Raw genomic sequence first — 18,778 nt, forward strand, 5'->3', positions numbered from 1 at the left:
CGCGGCGCCGGGTATTCATAAAAACGGCGCTGGGAGCAGGCGGTTCCAGGCCCAATGTTTTCAATCGGCAACGCGGGCCCTCGCCTGGACGAAAACGTCCCGAATCAGGACGATAGAATGGAAACCCGGTCGCCGGCAAAACCCAATGCGCGTCACGCCCCGGATTTCACCCACTGGAGGCGGTGAGCGTCAGCGACGCAAGCCATCTGCTGCAAGTGCGGGCATCACATGGAGGTGAGCCTTGCAGGTCGCCGATGCGTCGGCGCCTTCGCGATCTGATGTCCGTGAGGTCCGGTTGGCGCGTCAGCCAAACCGCAGGCGTTGGCGGCAGCATCTGATCTGGCAAACGGGCGACGCCGCCCGGCCTGGAATCTGGGGGCGCCTGGAATCAGGGCGCTCCCCGAAATCAGGGGCCCCGAGGGATCAGGGCGCCAGGGATCAGCGGCCTGGGGCCGCCACGTTCGCGTCCTGGAGGGCGAGGCGCGCCGGCAGCGCCGCCAGGGCCTCCGTCACGGTTGCGGGCGTGAGGATCTGGGGCAGGACTACTGGGGTTTCATCGACGCCATCGCCCCGATAGAGCAGATACAGCGGAACGCCGCCGCGGCCGAAGCGGGCCAGCAGGGCGGTGATTTCCGGATTCTGGTTGGTCCAGTCGCCCTTCAGATAGGTGACGCCACGCGCTTTCAGGGCGTCGCGCACGGTGGCGGTGTCCAGGGTGGTGCGCTCGTTGACCATGCAGGTGATGCACCAGGCCGCCGTCAGATTGACGAACACCGGCTTGCGCTCGGCCAGCAGGGCGTTGAGCCGCTGTTGGGTGAAGGGCTCGACACCCTCACTGGTCGCGGCCACGGCGCCGGGGGCGTGGCGGGTTTCGTCAATCCGCCAGATGCAGGCCACGACAATGATGAGCGCCAGCGCCACGATTGCGCGGGCGGCGAAGGCGCCGCCCCGTTTCGCCGTGGCGGCGAGGCCCGCGGCCCAGATGGCCAGCGCCACGGCGACAAGGCCGCCAAGCGCCAGCGACAGGCCGATGGGCGATACCTGCTGGCTCAGAACCCAGATAAGCCAGGCGGCGGTGACGTAGAGCGGGAAGGCGAGGGCCTGCTTGAGAATCTCCATCCAGCGGCCAGGGCGCGGCATGCGCTTCATCAGCGCCGGAATGAAGGTGAGCAGCACAAAGGGAAAGGCCAGGCCGGCGCCGAGGGCGACGAAGACAGCGATGGCCATGCCTGCGGACTGGGTGAGCGAAAAGCCGATGGCGGCGCCCATGAATGGCCCGGTGCACGGGCTGGCGACCACTGCGGCGAGAATGCCGGTGAAGAACGAACCGCCATAGCTGGCCCGGCGGGTGAGCCGATCGCCGAGGCCGCTCCACGAAGCGCCGAGCTGGACAGCCCCGGAAAGCCCCAGGCCCATGGCGAACATCACATAGGCAAGCAGCGCCACGACTGGCGGCGATTGCAGCTGGAAGCCCCAGCCAATGCTGGCGCCGGCCTGCCGCGCCGCGATCAGCATGGCGGCGAGGGCGACGAAGGAAACCAGGACGCCCGCCCCATAGCTCAGGCCGTGCAGGCGCATGGCGCGCGGCGTCTTGCCGCCGCCCTGGGCCAGCGACAGCACCTTGATCGACAGCACCGGAAACACACAGGGCATCAGATTGAGGACCATGCCGCCGGCAAAGGCGAGCACCAGGGCCATCCAGAGGGTGAGGCTGGCCGCTTCGGCGCCGGTTGCAACTGGAGCCGAAGCCCGGGGCGACGCGGCGAAGGCCGGCTGGCTGGTGGATGAACTGGCGATGGCCGGAGGCGGATCGCCTATGCTGATCTCAAAACCGCGGGTCTCGCCGGAGGCGGCGGTGAGGCTGATCACCCCGGCAAGGTGTGACGGGGCGGCGGTGGCGGTGGCGCTGCGCTGCATCGTCAGCGTCAGCGTCAGCTTGCCGTCCTGTATCTCGCGCTTTTGCGGAGCTGCGTTCTCGAGCAGGCTCTCGTTGACGGGGAAGAAGGCGGCGTCACGGATCCCGTCAGCGGACATGCCGGCTGGCAGCGGCGCAGTGACGGTGAACGCGTCGCCACTGGCGTTGAATGTGGCGCCTGCGAGGGGCGTTGGCTGCTGGTTGCGGGCGGCGGCGAAGGCGCTGGCGGATGCGGGATCCGCCGCCACCGTCGTGGTTGCGGGCGCCGCTGGGGCGCTGGCGGAGAGGCTGGCGCTGCCCGGCACGCATTCTTTCTCGCACACCAGCCATGAGGCGTCGGCCTTGATGGTCACCCGGCCGATCGGGGCAAGGTCGGCTGGCGGGGTGATCTGCGTCAGCAGGAAGGTTTCGCCTTCGTAGCCGAAATTCATCAGCGGGCCGACAGGCAGGCGCTCTGGCGTTGGCCACTGGATCGGCCCGGCCTGGAAGCCCGGCGGCAGCGACCAGCGAACTTCGGTGGGCAGGCCGGAATCGCCCGGGTTGCGCCAATAGGTGTGCCAGTGCTCCTTCATGCGCAGGCGCAGCGCCACGGTGAACGGTTTGCCTGGCTGGATGGCGCCGGGTTCGATCAGCAGATCAGCCTTGACCAGATCATTGCCGCGTTGATTGGCCCACGCGCCGTCGCCTGCGGTCAGGCCGTGGGCCGTCAGCGTGAAAATCGCAAGAATCGCAAGTCTGATCGCAAGTCTGATCACAAGCCCGGTCGCCTGCATGGCCGCTTGCAGCGGTGCGCCGCGCTGACCGGTGAGTGATGTCGCCATCAAAGGTTCACTCTTCATTTGTTACATGAATTATGGTTAATTTATTTAAATTAACCATATATTTGTCCGACGTTTCTCGTGTTTTGCGCTAGCGGATGCATCGCCCCCGAACAGGGGCGTTGGCCGCCGGTTCTGGCCCGTGTTTCGCCTCGTGTGCGCCAGGCGGCCAGTGTTTTTGCCCTGAGGCCCCGCCGCCTTATATACATGAGCGCACATGAGAGGGCGATCACGGCGCCAATGGGGCGCCGGGCGCAGAATGGACCCGGATAATGGGCGATCTGTTTTCTTCAATGGAGCCGGCCCCTGCCGGCCAGCAGCGTCCGGGCGGCGATCGGGCTCCGGCGACGGGCCGGCCGCTGGCCGACCGGCTGCGGCCGACGCACCTCGCTGAGGTGGCCGGGCAGGATCATCTGGTCGGCCCGGAAGGGGCGCTGACCCGGATGCTGGAATCCGGCTCATTGGGGTCGCTGATATTCTGGGGGCCGCCCGGCACCGGCAAGACAACGGTGGCGCGCCTGCTGGCCGGAGCCACCGATCTGCGTTTCGAGCAGATTTCGGCGATCTTTTCTGGCGTGGCCGATCTCAAGAAGGTTTTTGAGGGCGCCCGCGTGCGGCGCGCCGCCGGGCAGCGCACCCTGCTGTTTGTTGACGAGATACACCGCTTCAACCGGGCGCAACTCGACGCCTTTCTTCCGGTGATGGAAGACGGCACCATCACCCTGATCGGCGCCACGACGGAGAACCCGTCTTTCGAGCTGAACGCGGCGCTGCTGTCGCGGGCGCGGGTGCTGACCTTCCGTGCGCTTGATGAGGCCGCGATCGAAAGCCTGCTGGCGCGGGCCGAGACGATCGAGGGCAGGCCGCTGCCACTGACCGCGGATGCCCGCGCGGCGCTGGTCGCCATGGCGGATGGCGATGGCCGCGCCTCGCTCACCCTGGCAGAAGAGGTCTGGCGGGCGGCGCGGCCTGGCGAGACGTTCAACGCGGCCCAACTCGTCGAGGTGGTGCAGCGCCGGGCGCCGATTTACGACAAGGGGCAGGATGGCCATTACAACCTGATCTCGGCCCTGCACAAATGCGTGCGTGGCTCTGATCCGGACGCGGCGCTGTATTATTTCGCCCGGATGATCGACGCGGGGGAGGATCCGCTGTTCATCGCCCGCCGGCTGACGGTGATGGCGGTGGAGGATATTGGCCTTGCCGATCCGCAGGCGCTGCAGGTGGCCAATGCGGCGAAGGACGCCTACGATTTCCTTGGGTTGCCGGAGGGGGCGCTGGCCCTGGCCAACGCCGTGGTCTACCTGGCGACGGCGCCCAAATCCAATGCGGTCTACATGGCGCTTGCCGGCGCCCGCCGCGTGGCGAAGGCCGGCGGTTCGCTGATGCCGCCGCGCACCATTCTCAACGCCCCCACCAAATTGATGAAGGCGGAAGGCTACGGCGCGGACTATCAATACGACCACGACCAGCCGGACGCTTTTTCCGGCCAGAACTATTGGCCGGAAAAGCTTGGCCGGCAGCATTTCTATGAACCATCGCAGCGCGGCTTCGAGCGGGAAATCGGCAAGCGGCTGGACTGGTGGGAGAAGCTGCGGCGCGAGCGACGCGGCGATTAAACTGTGCGTTGCAAGCGGTGACATGGCGGCCATGGCGGGACCAGGGCGCTGCCAGAGCGATATCCGTTCACATGAGGTCGCCGGGAAGCGCTGGGGCGCTGCGACTGTGAACAAGCAAAGAGGGAGCGACATGACGGGCCAGCAACAGGAGCGCGCCGGACAGGCGGAGGAGGCCAGGCTGCTGTGGACGCCGACGCCGGCGGATATCGAAAAGGCCCGCATCACCCACTTCACCCGCTGGCTGGAACAGCGTGAGGGCCAGTCGTTTCCTGACTATCCGACGCTCTGGCAGTGGTCGGTGGACAATCTTGAGCGTTTCTGGGCGGCGGTCTGGGATTATTTCGAGGTGCGCAGCGAGCGCCCCTATGACCAGGTGCTCTCCAGCCATGAGATGCCAGGGGCCAAATGGTTCCAGGGCGCCCGGCTGAACTACGCCGACCATGTGCTGCGCCACCACCTGGACGCGCCGGACAAACGCGCCATTGTCTTCGGCTCCGAAGACGGCGAACTGGGCGAGGTGAGCTGGGGCGAGTTGCGCGATCAGGTGGGCGCCATGGCCGCCGCCCTGCGCGGCTTTGGCGTGGGCCCGGGCGACCGCGTCGTCGCGGTGCTGCCCAACATTCCCGAAACCATCATCACGTTCCTCGCCGTCGCCAGCCTGGGCGCCGTGTGGTCGCTGTGCTCGTCTGACATGGGCAAGAGCGCCGTGCTCGACCGTTTCCGCCAGATCGACCCGAAGGTGCTGATCTGCGCCGATGGCTATGTTTACGCGGGCAAGCCGTTCGACCGCGCCGACGGCATCGTCGAGCTGGTGGAGGCGCTGCCCGGCGTGGAGCAGCTTGTGATCCTGCCGCGTCTGCACGACGGCGTTGACCGCCAGCGGTTCCCGAAAGCGCATGACTGGCGTGAACTGGCGGCGCGGACCGCCTCCTGCCCGCCGGTGGCGGTGGAGGCGGATCATCCGCTGTGGGTGGTCTATTCGTCCGGCACCACCGGGCTGCCGAAGCCCATCGTGCACGGCCATGCCGGCATTACCATCGAAATGCTGCTGATGCAGTCGATCCATTGCGATCTGGGGCCGGAGGACACGACGCAATGGTACACCAGCTCCGGCTGGATCATGTGGAACGCCCAGGTCGCCGCCATGGCCGCCGGCTCGGCCATCGCGCTGTACGACGGCAATCCGGCGTATCCCGATCTTGGCGTGCTCTGGCGCTTCATCGAGAAGGCGAAGGTGACGGTGTTCGGCTGCGGCGCGGCCTATTACGGTAATTGCGCCAAGGCCAACCTGCGGCCGCGGGAGTTCGCCGACCTGTCGAGCCTGCGCGCCATGTCGTCGACCGGCTCGCCGCTATCAGCGGAGGCCTATGCCTGGATCTATGAGAACGTGCGCGACGACATCTGGCTGTCGCCGATCTCCGGAGGCACGGATTTCGCCGGCGCCTTCATCTGCGGCGCGCCGACGCTGCCGGTCTACGCCGGCGAGATGCAGTGCCGGGCGCTGGGCCACAAGGTTGAGGCGTGGGATGAAAGCGGCAAGCCGCTGATCGACGCGGTGGGGGAGCTGGTCTGCACTTTGCCCATCCCGTCCATGCCGTTGTATTTCTGGAACGATCCGGGCGACAGGCGTTATCTGGACAGCTATTTCGATGTCTATCCGGGCGTCTGGCGGCACGGCGACTGGCTGCGCATCACGCCGCGCGGCGGCGCGGTGATTTATGGCCGCTCGGACGCCACCATCAACCGGCACGGCATCCGCATGGGCACCAGCGAGTTCTACCGCGTGGTCGACGCCTTCCCGGAGATCGCCGACAGCATGGTGGTCGACCTGGAGTTCCTTGGCCGCGAGTCGTTCCTTTACCTGTTCGTGGTTCCAAAGCAGGGCGCCGTGCTGGATGAGCGCCTGAAGGCGGCGATCAACGGGCAGATCCGGTCGCAGCTCTCGGCGCGGCATGTTCCGAACGCCATCGTCGAGACGCCGGCGGTGCCCTACACCCTGTCCGGCAAGAAACTGGAAGTTCCGGTGAAGCGCCTGCTGCTCGGTCACCCGCCGGAAGGCCTGATCAACCGCGACGCCATGGCCAATCCGGACAGTTTTGAATGGTATGTGACGCTGGCCCAGGAGCGGGCGCAGACCGCGGGTTGAAGCAAAGGTAGCGGGCGCAGACCGCCGGACAACGCGAAGGGTGGCGGCGCGGGCCGCCGCCTGCCGGGGGCGGTAACTGCGCTGCGGGGCCCGCTGGCAAATCTGCCAGCGCCAAAACCATCGCTTCTGGCGGCGTTTGGGTGTATTGGCGTGGCGACAGCAGCGCCGCGCATTTCTGAATGGGTCAGGACGCGTCGCCCGATTGGTTTCATGCAGGCGATTGCACTGGTTTTCTTTGGCGCCGGGATTGGCGGCGTTTGCCGTCACCTTTTTGGCGTGGCGGCCACGCGGGTGTTTGGGCTGACGTTCCCGTGGGGCACGCTGCTCATCAATATCACCGGCTCCCTGGCCATGGGTCTGCTGGTGGGTTGGATGGCGCTGCGTCCCGATGGCGCGTCGCAGAACCTGCGGCTGTTTCTGGCGACCGGCGTGCTTGGCGGCTATACGACCTTTTCGACTTTTTCGCTTGAGGCGGTTTTGCTGTGGCAGCGGGGCGATCTCGCAGCCGCCGCGGCTTACGTTCTCGGGTCTTTGATATGTGGCGTCGCGGGTCTGGCGGTCGGACTTGTGATGATGAGGAGCCTGGCATGACCCGCGATACTGGCAACCGCAATGGCGGACGCGGGGGCAAACCCGGCGGGTTCAAACCGGGTGGGAGCAAGTCCGGCGGTTTCCGCGCAGGCGGGGCGCGCCCGGCTGGTGCGCGGCCAGATGGCGCGCGCGGTCCGGCCCGAGGCGGGCAGGGTTTCCGGGGCAGGCGCTTCGATGATCGCGACGACCGGGGGTATCGCGAACCCCCGGCTGAGGTGCAGAACACCGGAAGTGGCGGCGATGAAGACTGGTTCGCCAGGTCGCGGGGATCCGGTGGCGTTGCCGGCAAAAGCGCAGGCAAGCCGGCAGGCGGCGCCGGCCGGGCAGACGCGCGCGGCGCCGGCGGCAGGGCGGCTGGCAAGGCGACTGGCAGGCCGGCGGGTAAGGCGGCCGGTCCGCGCAAACCCACTTATGACAAGGCCGCTGGCAGGTTCGTGCGCAAGGAAGAGACGCGCGGCGCAGCTGCCGGCGCCCGATCGGGCAAACCAGCGCGCAAAACCGCCGGCCGTGGAGCTGGTCGGGACGATGGTTATGCCCGCCCCGGCTGGAACCCGGCGGCAGACAGGGCGGAAGCGTCCCGCGACATCCAGACGGCGGACGCCGAATGGGGCGATATGTGGGATGGCGGCGTCGATGACGGCGACGCCGATATCGACTGGGCTGCTGTCGAGGTTGAGGCGGCCGGGGGCGCTTTCGCTGGCGGTTTTGACGATGACGATGACAATGACGATGCGACCAGCGAAGCGACGCCTGTCGTCGAAGGTCGCCAGGCCAGCGCCAGGCGCGCGTCCCAGGGAGGCCCGGAGCGGCAGTTGAAGGAGCGGCAGCCGGGCGAGCGCGCCGCCGTCGCCCGCAAGCCGGTTGGGGGCAAAAGCATCGCGGCGCCAGGGCAGAAGGCCCGTATCCGCGCCGAAACCAGCGAGGCTTTGGCCACCGGCGTGCAGACGCTGATCGTTGAACCGGATGAGGCGGACATGCGCCTCGACCGCTTTCTGACGGCGCGGTTCCCGCAATTGGCTTTCACCCACATCCAGCGCATCGTTCGCAAGGGCGAGTTGCGTGTTGATGGCGGGCGGGTGAAACCGAATGATCGCCTGAAGGCCGGGCAAAGCGTCCGCATTCCGCCGCTGAAGCTCACGGAAGCGCGCCCCACCGGCCGCACGCCGCGTCAGGATGAGGATGACGCCGCCTATCTGCGTTCGCTGATCCTCTATGAGGACAAGGACCTGATGGTGCTGAACAAGCCCATGGGCCTGGCGGTGCAGGGCGGTTCCGGCACGCACCGGCATGTGGACGGCATGCTCGAGTCCATGCGCGACAAGGCCGGTCAAAAGCCGCGTCTGGTGCATCGTCTCGACAAGGACACGGCCGGCTGCCTGGTAATCGCCAAGACGCGGCTGGCGGCGGCGACCCTGGGCAAAAGCTTCAGGTCCCGCGTGACGCGCAAGATCTACTGGGCGCTGGTGGCCGGCGTGCCGCGCGTCAAGCAGGGGCGCATTTCAACCTATATCGCCAAGGAAGAGGATCCCGACGGCGAATCGCGCATGGGCGTGGCCCAGCATGGCGATGACGGCGCCAGCCACGCGGTGACCTATTATGCTCTGGTGGAGAACTCGGCGCAGAAAGTGTCGTGGGTGTCGCTGAAGCCGGTGACCGGACGCACCCACCAGTTGCGCGTGCACACGGCGCACATGGGGCATCCGATCGTTGGCGATCCGAAATATTTCAACGTCGAGAACTGGGAGCTGCCCGGCGGCATCCAGAAGAAGCTGCACCTGCTGGCGCGGCGCATCATCATTCCGCATCCGCGCGACGGCCGGCCGATCGACGTCACGGCGCCGCTGCCGCCCCACATGGCGCAGACCTGGAACCTGCTGGGCTTCGACGCCTCGCGTTACGATCCGATTGTCGAATCGCCGGAGGAATGATGGCGGACAGGCGGGCGTCTGGCTTGCGGGCCTGATTCATGAAAGCGTTGCAACATGTTGGCGGCGCGGATGTTTTGTGCGCCGCCTCCTGGTTGTCTGAAGGCCATGCTGCTTCTTCATCGCGTCATGGCCGGACGCGTCATGGCTGGGCTTGATCTGGCTGGGCTTGATCTGGCCGGGCAAGACCTGGCCGGGCTTGATCCGGCCATCCAGGCCTTGCCTTCAGGGGCATGCGCCGCCCACGTCGATCTCCGGGCGGCCCGGGTGCTCGGGCCGGCATGCCGCTGATGGTGTTTTATTGCAAAATCAATGCGATGAGATGCGTTTCCTCTCGCATTGACTGAATGGGGTTTGCCATGAGTTTTCGTGCTCCTGACGGCGGCGATCCGATCCGTCTCAGCCAGCAGGCCATGAAGCCGGCGTTGCCGCGCCGGTTCTACAAGGACGTGACGGTGCAGGCGGAGGAGGACGGCTCCTTCTCGGTGCGGCTGGACGGGCGGCAGGCCCGCACGTCGGGGAAGCGGTTGCTGACCCTGCCGACACAGGAGCTGGCGGACGCGGTGGCGGCCGAGTGGCGGGCGCAGGTCGATGAGATCAACCCGGCCAACATGCCCCTGACCCGCATGGCTTTCGCCGCCCATGACGCGGTTGCGCCGGATCCGGAGCCCGTGCTCGCCGAGATCACCCGTTACGCCGAAACGGATCTGCTGTGCTACCGGGCGACGGAGCCGGAGAGCCTGGCGTTGCGGCAGACGCAGGCATGGGATCCGCTGCTGGCCTGGATGGACGAACGCCACGGCGCGCGCTTCATGCTGGCCGAGGGCGTCATGCATGTGGCGCAACCCCCGGCGACGCTGGCGGCAGCCGGGGCGGCGGCGCGCGCTGCAATGGACCCGTTCGCCATTGCCGGCCTTCATGTGATGACCTCGCTCGCTGGCTCGCTGGTCATCGCCCTGGCGGTGCGCGACGGGCGACTCGGCGTGGAGGAGGCGTGGGCGGCGGCCCATGTGGATGAGGACCACCAGATTGCCCGCTGGGGCGAGGACGCGGAGGCGAAAGCCCGCCGGTCCCGGCGCTTCGCGGATTTCGCCGCGGCGGCACAGGCGTGTAAATCCAGCCTGTCTGCGTGAAATATGCTGTATTGCGCATCATTCCGCAGGGAATTGGCTGTTGCGCACGTTTGTTGAGGAAGACGCTTCCTAATCCGTTAGTTGAGTGATAGGGAGCACGCCAGTTTTCGGCAATCCGATCGCGGGGGACCAGATGAAGAATATTCTCGAGGCGCTGGAGGAGCGTCGCGCCGCAGCAAAGCTCGGCGGCGGTCAAAAGCGCATCGAGGCGCAACATGGACGCGGCAAGCTGACCGCGCGTGAGCGCATCGAACTTCTCCTGGACAGCGGTTCCTTCGAAGAATTCGACATGTTCGTGCAGCACCGCTGCGTCGACTTCGGCATGCAGGATCAGACCAAGATTCCCGGCGATGGCGTCGTCACCGGCTGGGGCACGGTCAACGGCCGCACCGTCTTCGTGTTCGCCAAGGACTTCACCGTGTTTGGCGGCTCGCTCTCCGAGACGCACGCCGCCAAGATGGTCAAGATCCAGGACATGGCGCTGAAAATGCGCGCGCCGATCATTGGCCTGTTCGATGCCGGCGGCGCCCGCATCCAGGAAGGCGTCGCGGCCCTTGGCGGCTACGGCGAGGTGTTCAAGCGCAACGTGATGGCCTCGGGCGTGATCCCGCAGATCTCCGTCATCATGGGTCCTTGCGCTGGCGGCGACGTCTACTCGCCGGCCATGACCGACTTCATCTTCATGGTCCGCGACACGTCCTACATGTTCGTGACCGGCCCTGACGTGGTGAAGACCGTCACCAACGAGACCGTCACCTCGGAAGAGCTGGGCGGCGCCAAGGTGCACACGTCGAAGTCCTCCGTGGCCGATGGCTCGTGGGACAATGACGTCGAGGCCATGCTGCAGGTGCGTCGTCTGATCGACTTCCTGCCGTCGAACAACACCGATGGCGTGCCGGAACTGCCGAGCTTCGACGATCCGACCCGGTTCGACGCATCGCTCGACACCCTGATCCCGGACAATCCCAACAAGCCTTACGACATGAAGGAGCTGATCCAGAAGGTCGTGGACGAGGGCGATTTCTTCGAGATCCAGGAAGCCTACGCCAAAAACATCATCACCGGCTTTGCTCGCGTTGAAGGCCGTACGGTCGGCATCGTCGCCAACCAGCCGATGGTTCTGGCCGGCGTGCTCGACAGCGACGCCTCGCGCAAGGGCGCGCGTTTCGTGCGCTTCTGCGACAGCTTCGACATTCCGATCGTCACTTTTGTCGACGTTCCTGGCTTCCTGCCTGGCACGGCGCAGGAGTACGGCGGCCTCATCAAGCACGGCGCCAAGCTGCTGTTCGCCTACAGCCAGGCGACGGTGCCGCTGGTCACCATCATCACCCGCAAGGCTTTCGGCGGCGCCTATGACGTGATGGCCTCCAAGCACATCGGCGCTGACGTGAACTACGCCTGGCCAACGGCGCAGATCGCGGTGATGGGCGCCAAGGGCGCGGTGGAGATCATCTTCCGCCAGGATATCGGCGACGTCGAGAAGACCGCCGCCCGCACCCAGGAATACGAAGAGCGCTTCCTCTCGCCGTTCGTCGCCGCCGAGCGCGGTTACATCGACGAGGTGATCATGCCGCACTCCACCCGTCGCCGGGTGTCGCGGGCGCTCGCCATGCTGCGCACCAAGAAGGCGGAGCAGCCGTGGAAGAAGCACGACAATATCCCGCTGTAAGGCTGTTGTCGTACTGACCCGTTGAGCCGATCAGCGTCCGGTCCGGACCAGAGCCCTGGACCGGGCGCCACACTCAAGGAGCTAACATGAGCAAGACTCCCATGCGCGTCGCCGTGACCGGCGCCGCTGGCCAGATTGGCTACGCTTTGCTGTTCCGCATCGCCAACGGCGATCTCCTCGGCAAGGACCAGCCGGTCCACCTGTCGCTGCTCGACCTGCCGCAGGCCCAGAACGCCGTGCGCGGCGTGGTGATGGAACTGGAAGACTGCGCGTTCCCGCTGCTCGCCGGCTTCACCGTCACCGACGACCCGAAAGTGGCCTTCAAGGACGCTGACGTGGCCATCCTGGTTGGCGCGCGTCCGCGCGGCCCGGGCATGGAGCGCGCCGACCTGCTGAGCGCCAACGCCGAGATCTTCACCGTTCAGGGCCGCGCCCTCAACGATGTGGCGAAGCGTTCGGTCAAGGTGCTGGTCGTCGGCAACCCGGCCAATACCAACGCCTACATCGCCATGAAGTCGGCCCCGGACCTGCCGGCGGAAGCCTTCAGCGCCATGCTGCGTCTGGACCACAACCGCGCCCTGTCGATGCTGGCTTCCAAGGCCAATGTGCCCGTCGCCGACATCGAGAAGCTGGCCGTGTGGGGCAACCACTCGCCGACCATGTATCCCGACTACCGCGACACCACCGTCGGCGGAAAGAAGATCGCCGCCCTCATCAATGATGAGACGTGGAACCGCGAGACCTTCATTCCGCAGGTCGGCAAGCGCGGCGCCGCCATCATCGAGGCGCGCGGCCTGTCCTCGGCGGCTTCGGCCGCCAACGCCGCCATCGACCACGTGCGCGACTGGGTGCTGGGCAGCAACGGCAGGTGGGTCTCCATGGGCATTCCGTCCGACGGCAGCTACGGCATTCCGGAAGGCGTGATGTTCGGCGTGCCAGTGATTTGCGAGGGCGGTCACTACAAGCGCGTCGAGGGTCTGTCGTTCGACGACTTCTCGAAGGGGCGCATCAAGCTCACGCTTGACGAGCTGGAAGGCGAGCGCGCTGCGATCGCCCACCTGCTGAAGTAAGCAGAAAGCCGGGCGCCTCGCGCGCCCGCTGAACAACGCGATCTGGCCCGGTTCCTGCAATGGGGCGGGCCGAATCGCCGGCAATTGGCGCGCTGCGGACAAGCTCCGCCCCTGGCGGACGCGCTGTGGCTCCGGGGCGCTTCTGCGAACATGGTTCGCGGATGGCGCCCTATCTCTCTGGTTTGACGCATTTTCTTCACGAAAAGTGGGGTCCACTTTTCCCGAAAATGCTCTAGCTTTTTTGGAATGGAAACGGGCGGGGCATGTTCAGCAAGATCCTCATCGCCAACCGTGGAGAAATCGCCTGTCGCGTCATCAAGACGGCGCGCCGGATGGGCATCAAGACTGTCGCCGTCTATTCGGACGCCGACCGTGATGCGCTCCACGTCGAGATGGCTGACGAAGCGGTTCACATCGGCCCGCCGGCCGCCGCCCAGTCGTACCTCCTGATCGACAAGATCATCGACGCCTGCAAGGCGACGGGCGCGGAAGCCGTGCACCCTGGCTACGGCTTCCTGTCCGAGCGCGCCGCCTTCGCCGATGCGCTGGCCGCAGCCGGCATCGTCTTCATCGGTCCCAACCCCAAGGCCATCGAGGCCATGGGCGACAAGATCGAATCGAAGAAGTTCGCCAACGCCGCCAATGTGTCGACCGTGCCGGGCTATCTCGGCGTGATCGAAACCGCCGATCAGGCCGGCAAGATCGCCGAGGAAATCGGCTTCCCGGTCATGATCAAGGCCTCCGCCGGCGGCGGCGGCAAGGGCATGCGCATTGCCTACAGCCTCGACGAGGTGAAGGAAGGCTTCGACCGCGCCCGCTCCGAGGCCGCGTCGTCCTTCGGCGACGACCGCGTGTTCGTCGAGAAGTTCATTGTCAATCCGCGTCACATCGAGATCCAGGTTCTCGGCGACAAGCACGGCAACGTGATCTATCTGGGCGAGCGTGAATGCTCGATCCAGCGCCGCAACCAGAAGGTGATCGAGGAAGCGCCGTCGCCGCTGCTGGACGAGGCAACCCGTCGCAAGATGGGCGAGCAGGCCGTGGCTCTGGCCAAGGCCGTGAACTACGACAGCGCTGGCACCGTCGAGTTCGTCGCTGGTCAGGACCGTTCGTTCTTCTTCCTCGAGATGAACACCCGCCTGCAGGTCGAGCATCCGGTCACCGAGATGATCACCGGCATCGACCTCGTCGAGCAGATGATCCGCGTCGCTTATGGCGAGAAGCTGGCCATCACGCAGAACGACGTGAAGCTGGATGGCTGGGCGGTGGAAAGCCGCATCTACGCCGAGGATCCCACCCGTAACTTCCTGCCGTCGACCGGCCGTCTGGTGACCTACCGTCCGCCGGAAGAGGGTGAGAACGAGTCGGGCGTCATCGTGCGTAACGACACGGGCGTCTACGAGGGCGGCGAGATCTCGATCTATTACGATCCGATGATCGCCAAGCTGGTGACGCACGCGCCGACCCGTCTGAAGGCCATCGAGGCCCAGGCCCAGGCGCTGGACGCGTTCGCCATCGACGGCATCCGCCACAACATCCCGTTCCTGTCGACGCTGATGCAGCATCCGCGCTGGCAGTCGGGCGAGCTGTCCACCGGCTTCATCGCCGAGGAATTCCCGGAAGGTTTCAGCAATCCTGCGCCGGAAGGTGAGACCGCCCGTCTGATGGCCGTGGTCGCCGCTTATATCGATCACCTGCAGAACGAGCGTCGCCGGGCCATCACCGGCCAGCTCGACCGCGTCATCGACGTAGAGTTCGAGAGCGAGCGCGCAGCGGTGCTGGGCGAGCAGGCGTTCCCGATCCTGGTCAGCGGCGGCGAGGAAGACGAGGTCATCGTTTCCTTCGACGACGAAGAGCAGCCGCGCATCGTGGAATCCGACTGGGTTCCGGGTGAGCCGGTCTGGCAGGGTCTGATCGACGACGTTGAGGTGGTGGCGCAGATCCGCCCGATCCTCAATGGCGTGCAGATCGCCCATGCCGGCACCCTGACCGAGGCGCGGGTTTACACCCGTCGTGAGGCTGAACTGGCAGCGCTGATGCCGGAGAAGGTCGCCGCCGATACCTCCAAGTTCCTGCTGTGCCCGATGCCCGGCCTGGTCAAGGCCATCAACGTGGCCGAAGGTCAGGACGTGAAGGCCGGCGAGCCGCTGGCCATGGTTGAGGCCATGAAGATGGAGAACGTGCTGCGCGCCGAGCGCGACGGCGTGATCTCCAAGATCCACGCCAAGGAAGGCGACAGCCTGGCCGTGGATGCGGTGATCCTCGAATTCGCCTGATTTTCTGGCGGAACCTGAATTTGAAAAGGCCCGGCGCAAGCCGGGCCTTTTCGTTTGTGGGGCGATGCCCGGAGGGCGATCTGTTCTCCCCGGCGTTCGTTGCCCCTTGGGCGCGGGCGGATTCGCGCGGTGGCCCGGGCCGCCGGTGTGCGGCGCCTTCTGCAAGGGCCAGCGACGCGCGCAGGACGGTGATGACGGCCCTCGCAAGTCTTCCTGAACTGTGGATGGATCGGGGGTGGCGTTACGATCCGGGTTTTTTATACTCGACTCCAAACTTGCCGGAGCTGGCGAGAGAAGCAGGGGGAGGAGTCTAATGGTCGCGGTTTTCGTTCATGGCGTGCCCGACACGCACCGGGTCTGGGATGAGGTGACATCGCGCCTTGCGCGCAGGGATGTGCGAACGGTTTCGCTGCCGGGGTTTGATGCGCCGGTTCCGGAAGGCTTCGCCGCCGCCAAGGAAGATTATGTCGCCTGGCTGATCGGCGAACTGGAGGCGATTGGCCAGCCTGTCGATCTGGTCGGGCACGACTGGGGCGCCTTGCTGGTGTTTCGCGTGGTGTCGCTACGCGGCGACCTGATCCGCACATGGGCGGCTGGTGGGGCGCCGCTGGACCCGGATTACGTCTGGCATGATGCGGCCCAGGCGTGGCAGACGCCGGAGGTTGGCGAGCAGGTGATGGCGATGATGACGCCGGAAGCGACGGCGGCGTCGCTGGCGACGCGCGGCCTTACGGCTGCGCAGGCGCAGATCACCGCGTCCCATATCGACGGCCGCATGAAGGACTGCATCCTCAGGCTGTACCGCTCGGCAAAAACTGTCGGTGCGGAATGGACGCCGGATCTCGCCCGGATCAATACGCCGGGCCTGCTGATCTATGGGGCCCAGGACCCGTTTCTGGACGCACCCACGCTGGCGCCCGCGCTGGCCAGCCGCACCGGCGCGGATCTGCTGATGCTGGAAGGTTGTGGCCACTGGTGGGAAAGCGAACGCCCGGCCGAAGTGGCGGCGGCGCTGGAGCGGCATTGGGCGTCTGCCTGAGCGCGTTCGCTGGTCAATTTGTGCGCCAGGCAAGACCGACGTCCTGACCTGGCGCGCAACCGGATCTGGCTCAGCTTTCCACCGCGCCGCCAGTCTTCTTCCAGGCGCCGAAGCCGCCATTGATGTGAGCAACGGGTTTCAGGCCCATCTTCTGGGCGGTGTCGGCGGCGAGGGCGGAGCGCCAGCCGCCGGCGCAGAAAAACACGAAGGTTTTGTCCTCGGCGAACTGTGGTTTGAAATAAGGGCTGTCCGGGTCAATCCAGAACTCCAGCATGCCGCGGGTGCAGGAAAAGGCGCCGGGAATCTTGCCTTCGCGCTCGCGTTCACGCGGGTCGCGCAGGTCGACGAAGGTGACGTCGTCGCGGCCATGCATGGCCTTCGCCTCATCAATGCTGAGGGTGCGGATGCGCGTGTTGGCGTCATCGACCAGCGCCTTCACGCCGGTGGTGATGGTCTGGGGCATTGTTTTCTCTCCCGTGTTCTGTTCTCAGCGGCGCGCCGCTGCTGGTGAGGAGACGGTAGCGGCGATTGCCGGGGAAGTCATGCGCCAGCGCGGTTGGGGAAAATTTGGCCGCGTATTCCCGATTGGACGTGTTTTCCTTTTCCGAAGCAGTTCATCATGCCGTTCAGGGACATGCGCAGGGTTCTGCGCGGATTGACAGGCGGAGCGGACGAATGAGCATGCCGTTCAGTTGGCTCGACATGCTGGCCGTGTGCGTTTTTCTGGGGGCATGGATTTTCTATGGCCATGCGGTGGAGCGCTGGCGCGGCGCCGACCGCAGCCTGAACCTGCGCATGAACCAGTACCGGATGATCTGGATGGAGCAGTCGCTGGCGCGCGAGCAGCGCGTGGTGGATTCCAGCATCATGGCGACGCTGCAGAGCGGCGCCTCGTTTTTCGCTTCCACCACGCTGATCGCCATGGGCGGCGCCCTGGCGTTCCTGCGCTCCACCGACGACGTGCTGCGGATGGTGTCCGACCTGCCATTGACGAACGCGCCGACCCGTCTGGCCTGGGAGATCAAGATCATCGGCCTCGCCGCGATCCTTGGCTACGCCTTCTTCAAATTTGCCTGGTCTTACCGGCTGTTCAATTATTCGGCGATCCTGCTCGGCGCCATGCCGCCGCCGGATTCCGGCCCCGCCGGATTGCGCCATGCCCATCGCGTCGGCGCCATGAACATTGCGGCAGGGGGGCATTTCAACCGGGGCCAACGCTCGATCTTCTTTGCCCTGGCGTATCTCGGCTGGTTCATGGGGCCGCTGGCGCTGCTGGGGACGACGGGGCTCGTGCTGTGGTCCATGTGGATCCGGCAGTTCCGCTCGGATGCGCGCACCTCCATCCTGGAGGATGATGATGAGCCGCAGACGCCCTGATGCGTCGCTCGGGCTGACCGTCGCTGCGCCGCCCTGTGTGTGTCGCCAGGCGTGGTCTTGACGCCAGCGGCCGATGGGCGCATCGATCCTGCATGGCCAAGCAATCTGATCCCAAAGCCGCTCCCCATGACGCCGCCGCTGGCGGTGCGCCAGAAAAGCCCGTTCAGCGCCGGCGGGGCGTTGGCGTGCATCTGGGCCTTGAAGAGGCGGCGCGGGCGCTGCTGCGCGCGGCCGGAGAGGGCCTGGTGGATCCGGCGGTGATCGCGCGGGCGGTCGGCGGCGAGAAGCCGGAAGGCTGGGGGCCGCTGATGCAGCCGCTGCGCCTTGCGCTCGTCAAGCTGGCGCACGACGGCAGCGTCATCATTTACCGCAAGGGAACGCCCGCCGACCCCGATACCTTCAGAGGGCTTTACAAGGTCGGGCGCGGGCCGAACTTCGACGTCTGGGAAATCTGACAGCCCGTTTCCAGCTTGCGGGGTGGGGCGCCGGGCCGGGCCAGGCGCATGCGGCCCCGGGCAAGACCGTACGGCGCGAGGGCCGTTCCGCGGGGAGGCGGGCGGCATTGGTTGCAGCTTCGCAGGTCGCGGCGCATCCGTATTCTGGCGATCTGAATCAGGTCGCATTCACGATATGAACCTGGCTCAGGGGCAAACCCGGGGGTCATGACGACCGCTCAGGGCTTGCCGCCCGGCGACTGCGAGCCACCAACTGCGACGCCTACATGAGCGTGGACTGGATGGCGAACAGTTCGTCGCGCGCCTGCCGGTCGAAACCGGCGTCCTCATATAGCTCCTGACAGGTGATGTGGATCATGCTGACGGTCCCATGCCGATGCCAGCCGCCGCTGCCCCTTGCATGATGTGTCAGGGGCACATGATCACAAAATAAATTGTTGTTGTCTGGTTTTATGGGCAGGAAAATCGCGCGCCGGTCATGGGAAGATCGACGCGCGCGTCAGTGTATTCAGCTCATGCTGCTCATGATGAGCGCATATTCGTGGCGCCAGTCGTCATCATTATTGGTGTCGTAATCAATAATAAAAATTTCCATGATATTTCTCCCGTAGAAGATGCAGGTTGCGCCATCATGGCGGCGTGTAAATTCCCATTCAGGGCTGTTTGCGATTCCTGCAAGGCTGTCCGCTGTTTTCAATCCTGACGCTGGTCTTTGACTTCGTCTGATTGTATCTGCGCCGCTTTG

General features: G+C 65.8%; 15 protein-coding genes. 12 read left to right on the forward strand and 3 right to left on the reverse strand.

The window, feature by feature from the left end; translation table 11 throughout:
* Positions 1 to 438: 438 nt before the first annotated feature.
* Positions 439 to 2,736 carry a protein-disulfide reductase DsbD family protein gene (locus ACERNI_RS14425; protein WP_448833952.1) on the reverse strand — a complete coding sequence of 766 codons (2,298 nt, stop codon included), beginning with the start codon at positions 2,734 to 2,736 and terminating at the stop codon, positions 439 to 441.
* A gap of 269 nt (positions 2,737 to 3,005) precedes the next feature.
* Here ACERNI_RS14425 and ACERNI_RS14430 point away from each other — a divergent pair, with 269 nt between their 5' ends.
* The 10 genes from ACERNI_RS14430 to ACERNI_RS14475 all read left to right on the forward strand — a co-directional run bounded on the left by ACERNI_RS14430 (position 3,006) and on the right by ACERNI_RS14475 (position 16,201).
* Positions 3,006 to 4,352 (forward strand): replication-associated recombination protein A, encoded by a 1,347-nt coding sequence (locus ACERNI_RS14430; protein WP_448833953.1) that lies wholly within the window; start codon positions 3,006 to 3,008, stop codon positions 4,350 to 4,352.
* A 130-nt stretch (positions 4,353 to 4,482) separates the two neighbouring features.
* Positions 4,483 to 6,498 (forward strand): acetoacetate--CoA ligase, encoded by a 2,016-nt coding sequence (locus tag ACERNI_RS14435; protein ID WP_448833954.1) that lies wholly within the window; start codon positions 4,483 to 4,485, stop codon positions 6,496 to 6,498.
* 210 nt (positions 6,499 to 6,708) lie between these two features.
* Positions 6,709 to 7,089 (forward strand): fluoride efflux transporter CrcB, encoded by a 381-nt coding sequence (gene crcB, locus ACERNI_RS14440; RefSeq protein WP_448833955.1) that lies wholly within the window; start codon positions 6,709 to 6,711, stop codon positions 7,087 to 7,089.
* Positions 7,090 to 7,523: 434 nt separating this feature from the next.
* Complete coding sequence (locus ACERNI_RS14445) at positions 7,524 to 9,017, forward strand: RluA family pseudouridine synthase (protein WP_448834029.1); 1,494 nt, start codon at positions 7,524 to 7,526, stop codon at positions 9,015 to 9,017.
* A 105-nt stretch (positions 9,018 to 9,122) separates the two neighbouring features.
* Positions 9,123 to 9,305 carry a hypothetical protein gene (locus tag ACERNI_RS14450; RefSeq protein ID WP_448833956.1) on the forward strand — a complete coding sequence of 61 codons (183 nt, stop codon included), beginning with the start codon at positions 9,123 to 9,125 and terminating at the stop codon, positions 9,303 to 9,305.
* Positions 9,306 to 9,373: 68 nt separating this feature from the next.
* The gene (locus ACERNI_RS14455; RefSeq protein ID WP_448833957.1) at positions 9,374 to 10,147 is read left to right on the forward strand and encodes an ATP12 family chaperone protein; all 774 of its coding nucleotides are present in this window, start codon (positions 9,374 to 9,376) and stop codon (positions 10,145 to 10,147) included.
* 133 nt (positions 10,148 to 10,280) lie between these two features.
* Positions 10,281 to 11,816: an acyl-CoA carboxylase subunit beta gene (locus ACERNI_RS14460; protein WP_448833958.1), complete on the forward strand. Its 1,536-nt coding sequence runs from the start codon at positions 10,281 to 10,283 to the stop codon at positions 11,814 to 11,816.
* Between the two features lie 86 nt (positions 11,817 to 11,902).
* Entirely contained in the window at positions 11,903 to 12,886 is a 984-nt protein-coding gene (locus ACERNI_RS14465; RefSeq protein ID WP_448833959.1) for a malate dehydrogenase, read from the forward strand.
* Positions 12,887 to 13,149: 263 nt separating this feature from the next.
* Complete coding sequence (locus tag ACERNI_RS14470; RefSeq protein WP_448833960.1) at positions 13,150 to 15,162, forward strand: acetyl-CoA carboxylase biotin carboxylase subunit; 2,013 nt, start codon at positions 13,150 to 13,152, stop codon at positions 15,160 to 15,162.
* 313 nt (positions 15,163 to 15,475) lie between these two features.
* Positions 15,476 to 16,201 carry an alpha/beta fold hydrolase gene (locus ACERNI_RS14475; protein WP_448833961.1) on the forward strand — a complete coding sequence of 242 codons (726 nt, stop codon included), beginning with the start codon at positions 15,476 to 15,478 and terminating at the stop codon, positions 16,199 to 16,201.
* Between the two features lie 70 nt (positions 16,202 to 16,271).
* On the opposite strand, the gene ACERNI_RS14480 is transcribed toward ACERNI_RS14475, so the two are convergent.
* Positions 16,272 to 16,664, reverse strand: a complete 393-nt coding sequence (locus ACERNI_RS14480) for a rhodanese-like domain-containing protein (protein ID WP_448833962.1) — start codon at positions 16,662 to 16,664, stop codon at positions 16,272 to 16,274.
* Between the two features lie 212 nt (positions 16,665 to 16,876).
* On the opposite strand from ACERNI_RS14480, the gene ACERNI_RS14485 reads away from it, so the two are divergent.
* Together ACERNI_RS14485 and ACERNI_RS14490 are read left to right on the forward strand one after the other, a co-directional pair.
* Complete coding sequence (locus ACERNI_RS14485) at positions 16,877 to 17,578, forward strand: DUF599 domain-containing protein (protein ID WP_448833963.1); 702 nt, start codon at positions 16,877 to 16,879, stop codon at positions 17,576 to 17,578.
* Between the two features lie 92 nt (positions 17,579 to 17,670).
* A complete protein-coding gene (locus tag ACERNI_RS14490; RefSeq protein ID WP_448833964.1) occupies positions 17,671 to 18,033 on the forward strand; it encodes a DUF3253 domain-containing protein in 363 nt (120 codons plus the stop codon).
* A 508-nt stretch (positions 18,034 to 18,541) separates the two neighbouring features.
* On the opposite strand, the gene ACERNI_RS14495 is transcribed toward ACERNI_RS14490, so the two are convergent.
* On the reverse strand, positions 18,542 to 18,730 hold the full coding sequence (locus ACERNI_RS14495; protein WP_448833965.1) for a hypothetical protein: 189 nt from the start codon (positions 18,728 to 18,730) through the stop codon (positions 18,542 to 18,544).
* Positions 18,731 to 18,778: the final 48 nt, after the last annotated feature.

The sequence above is a fragment of the Camelimonas sp. ID_303_24 genome, from assembly GCF_053543495.1.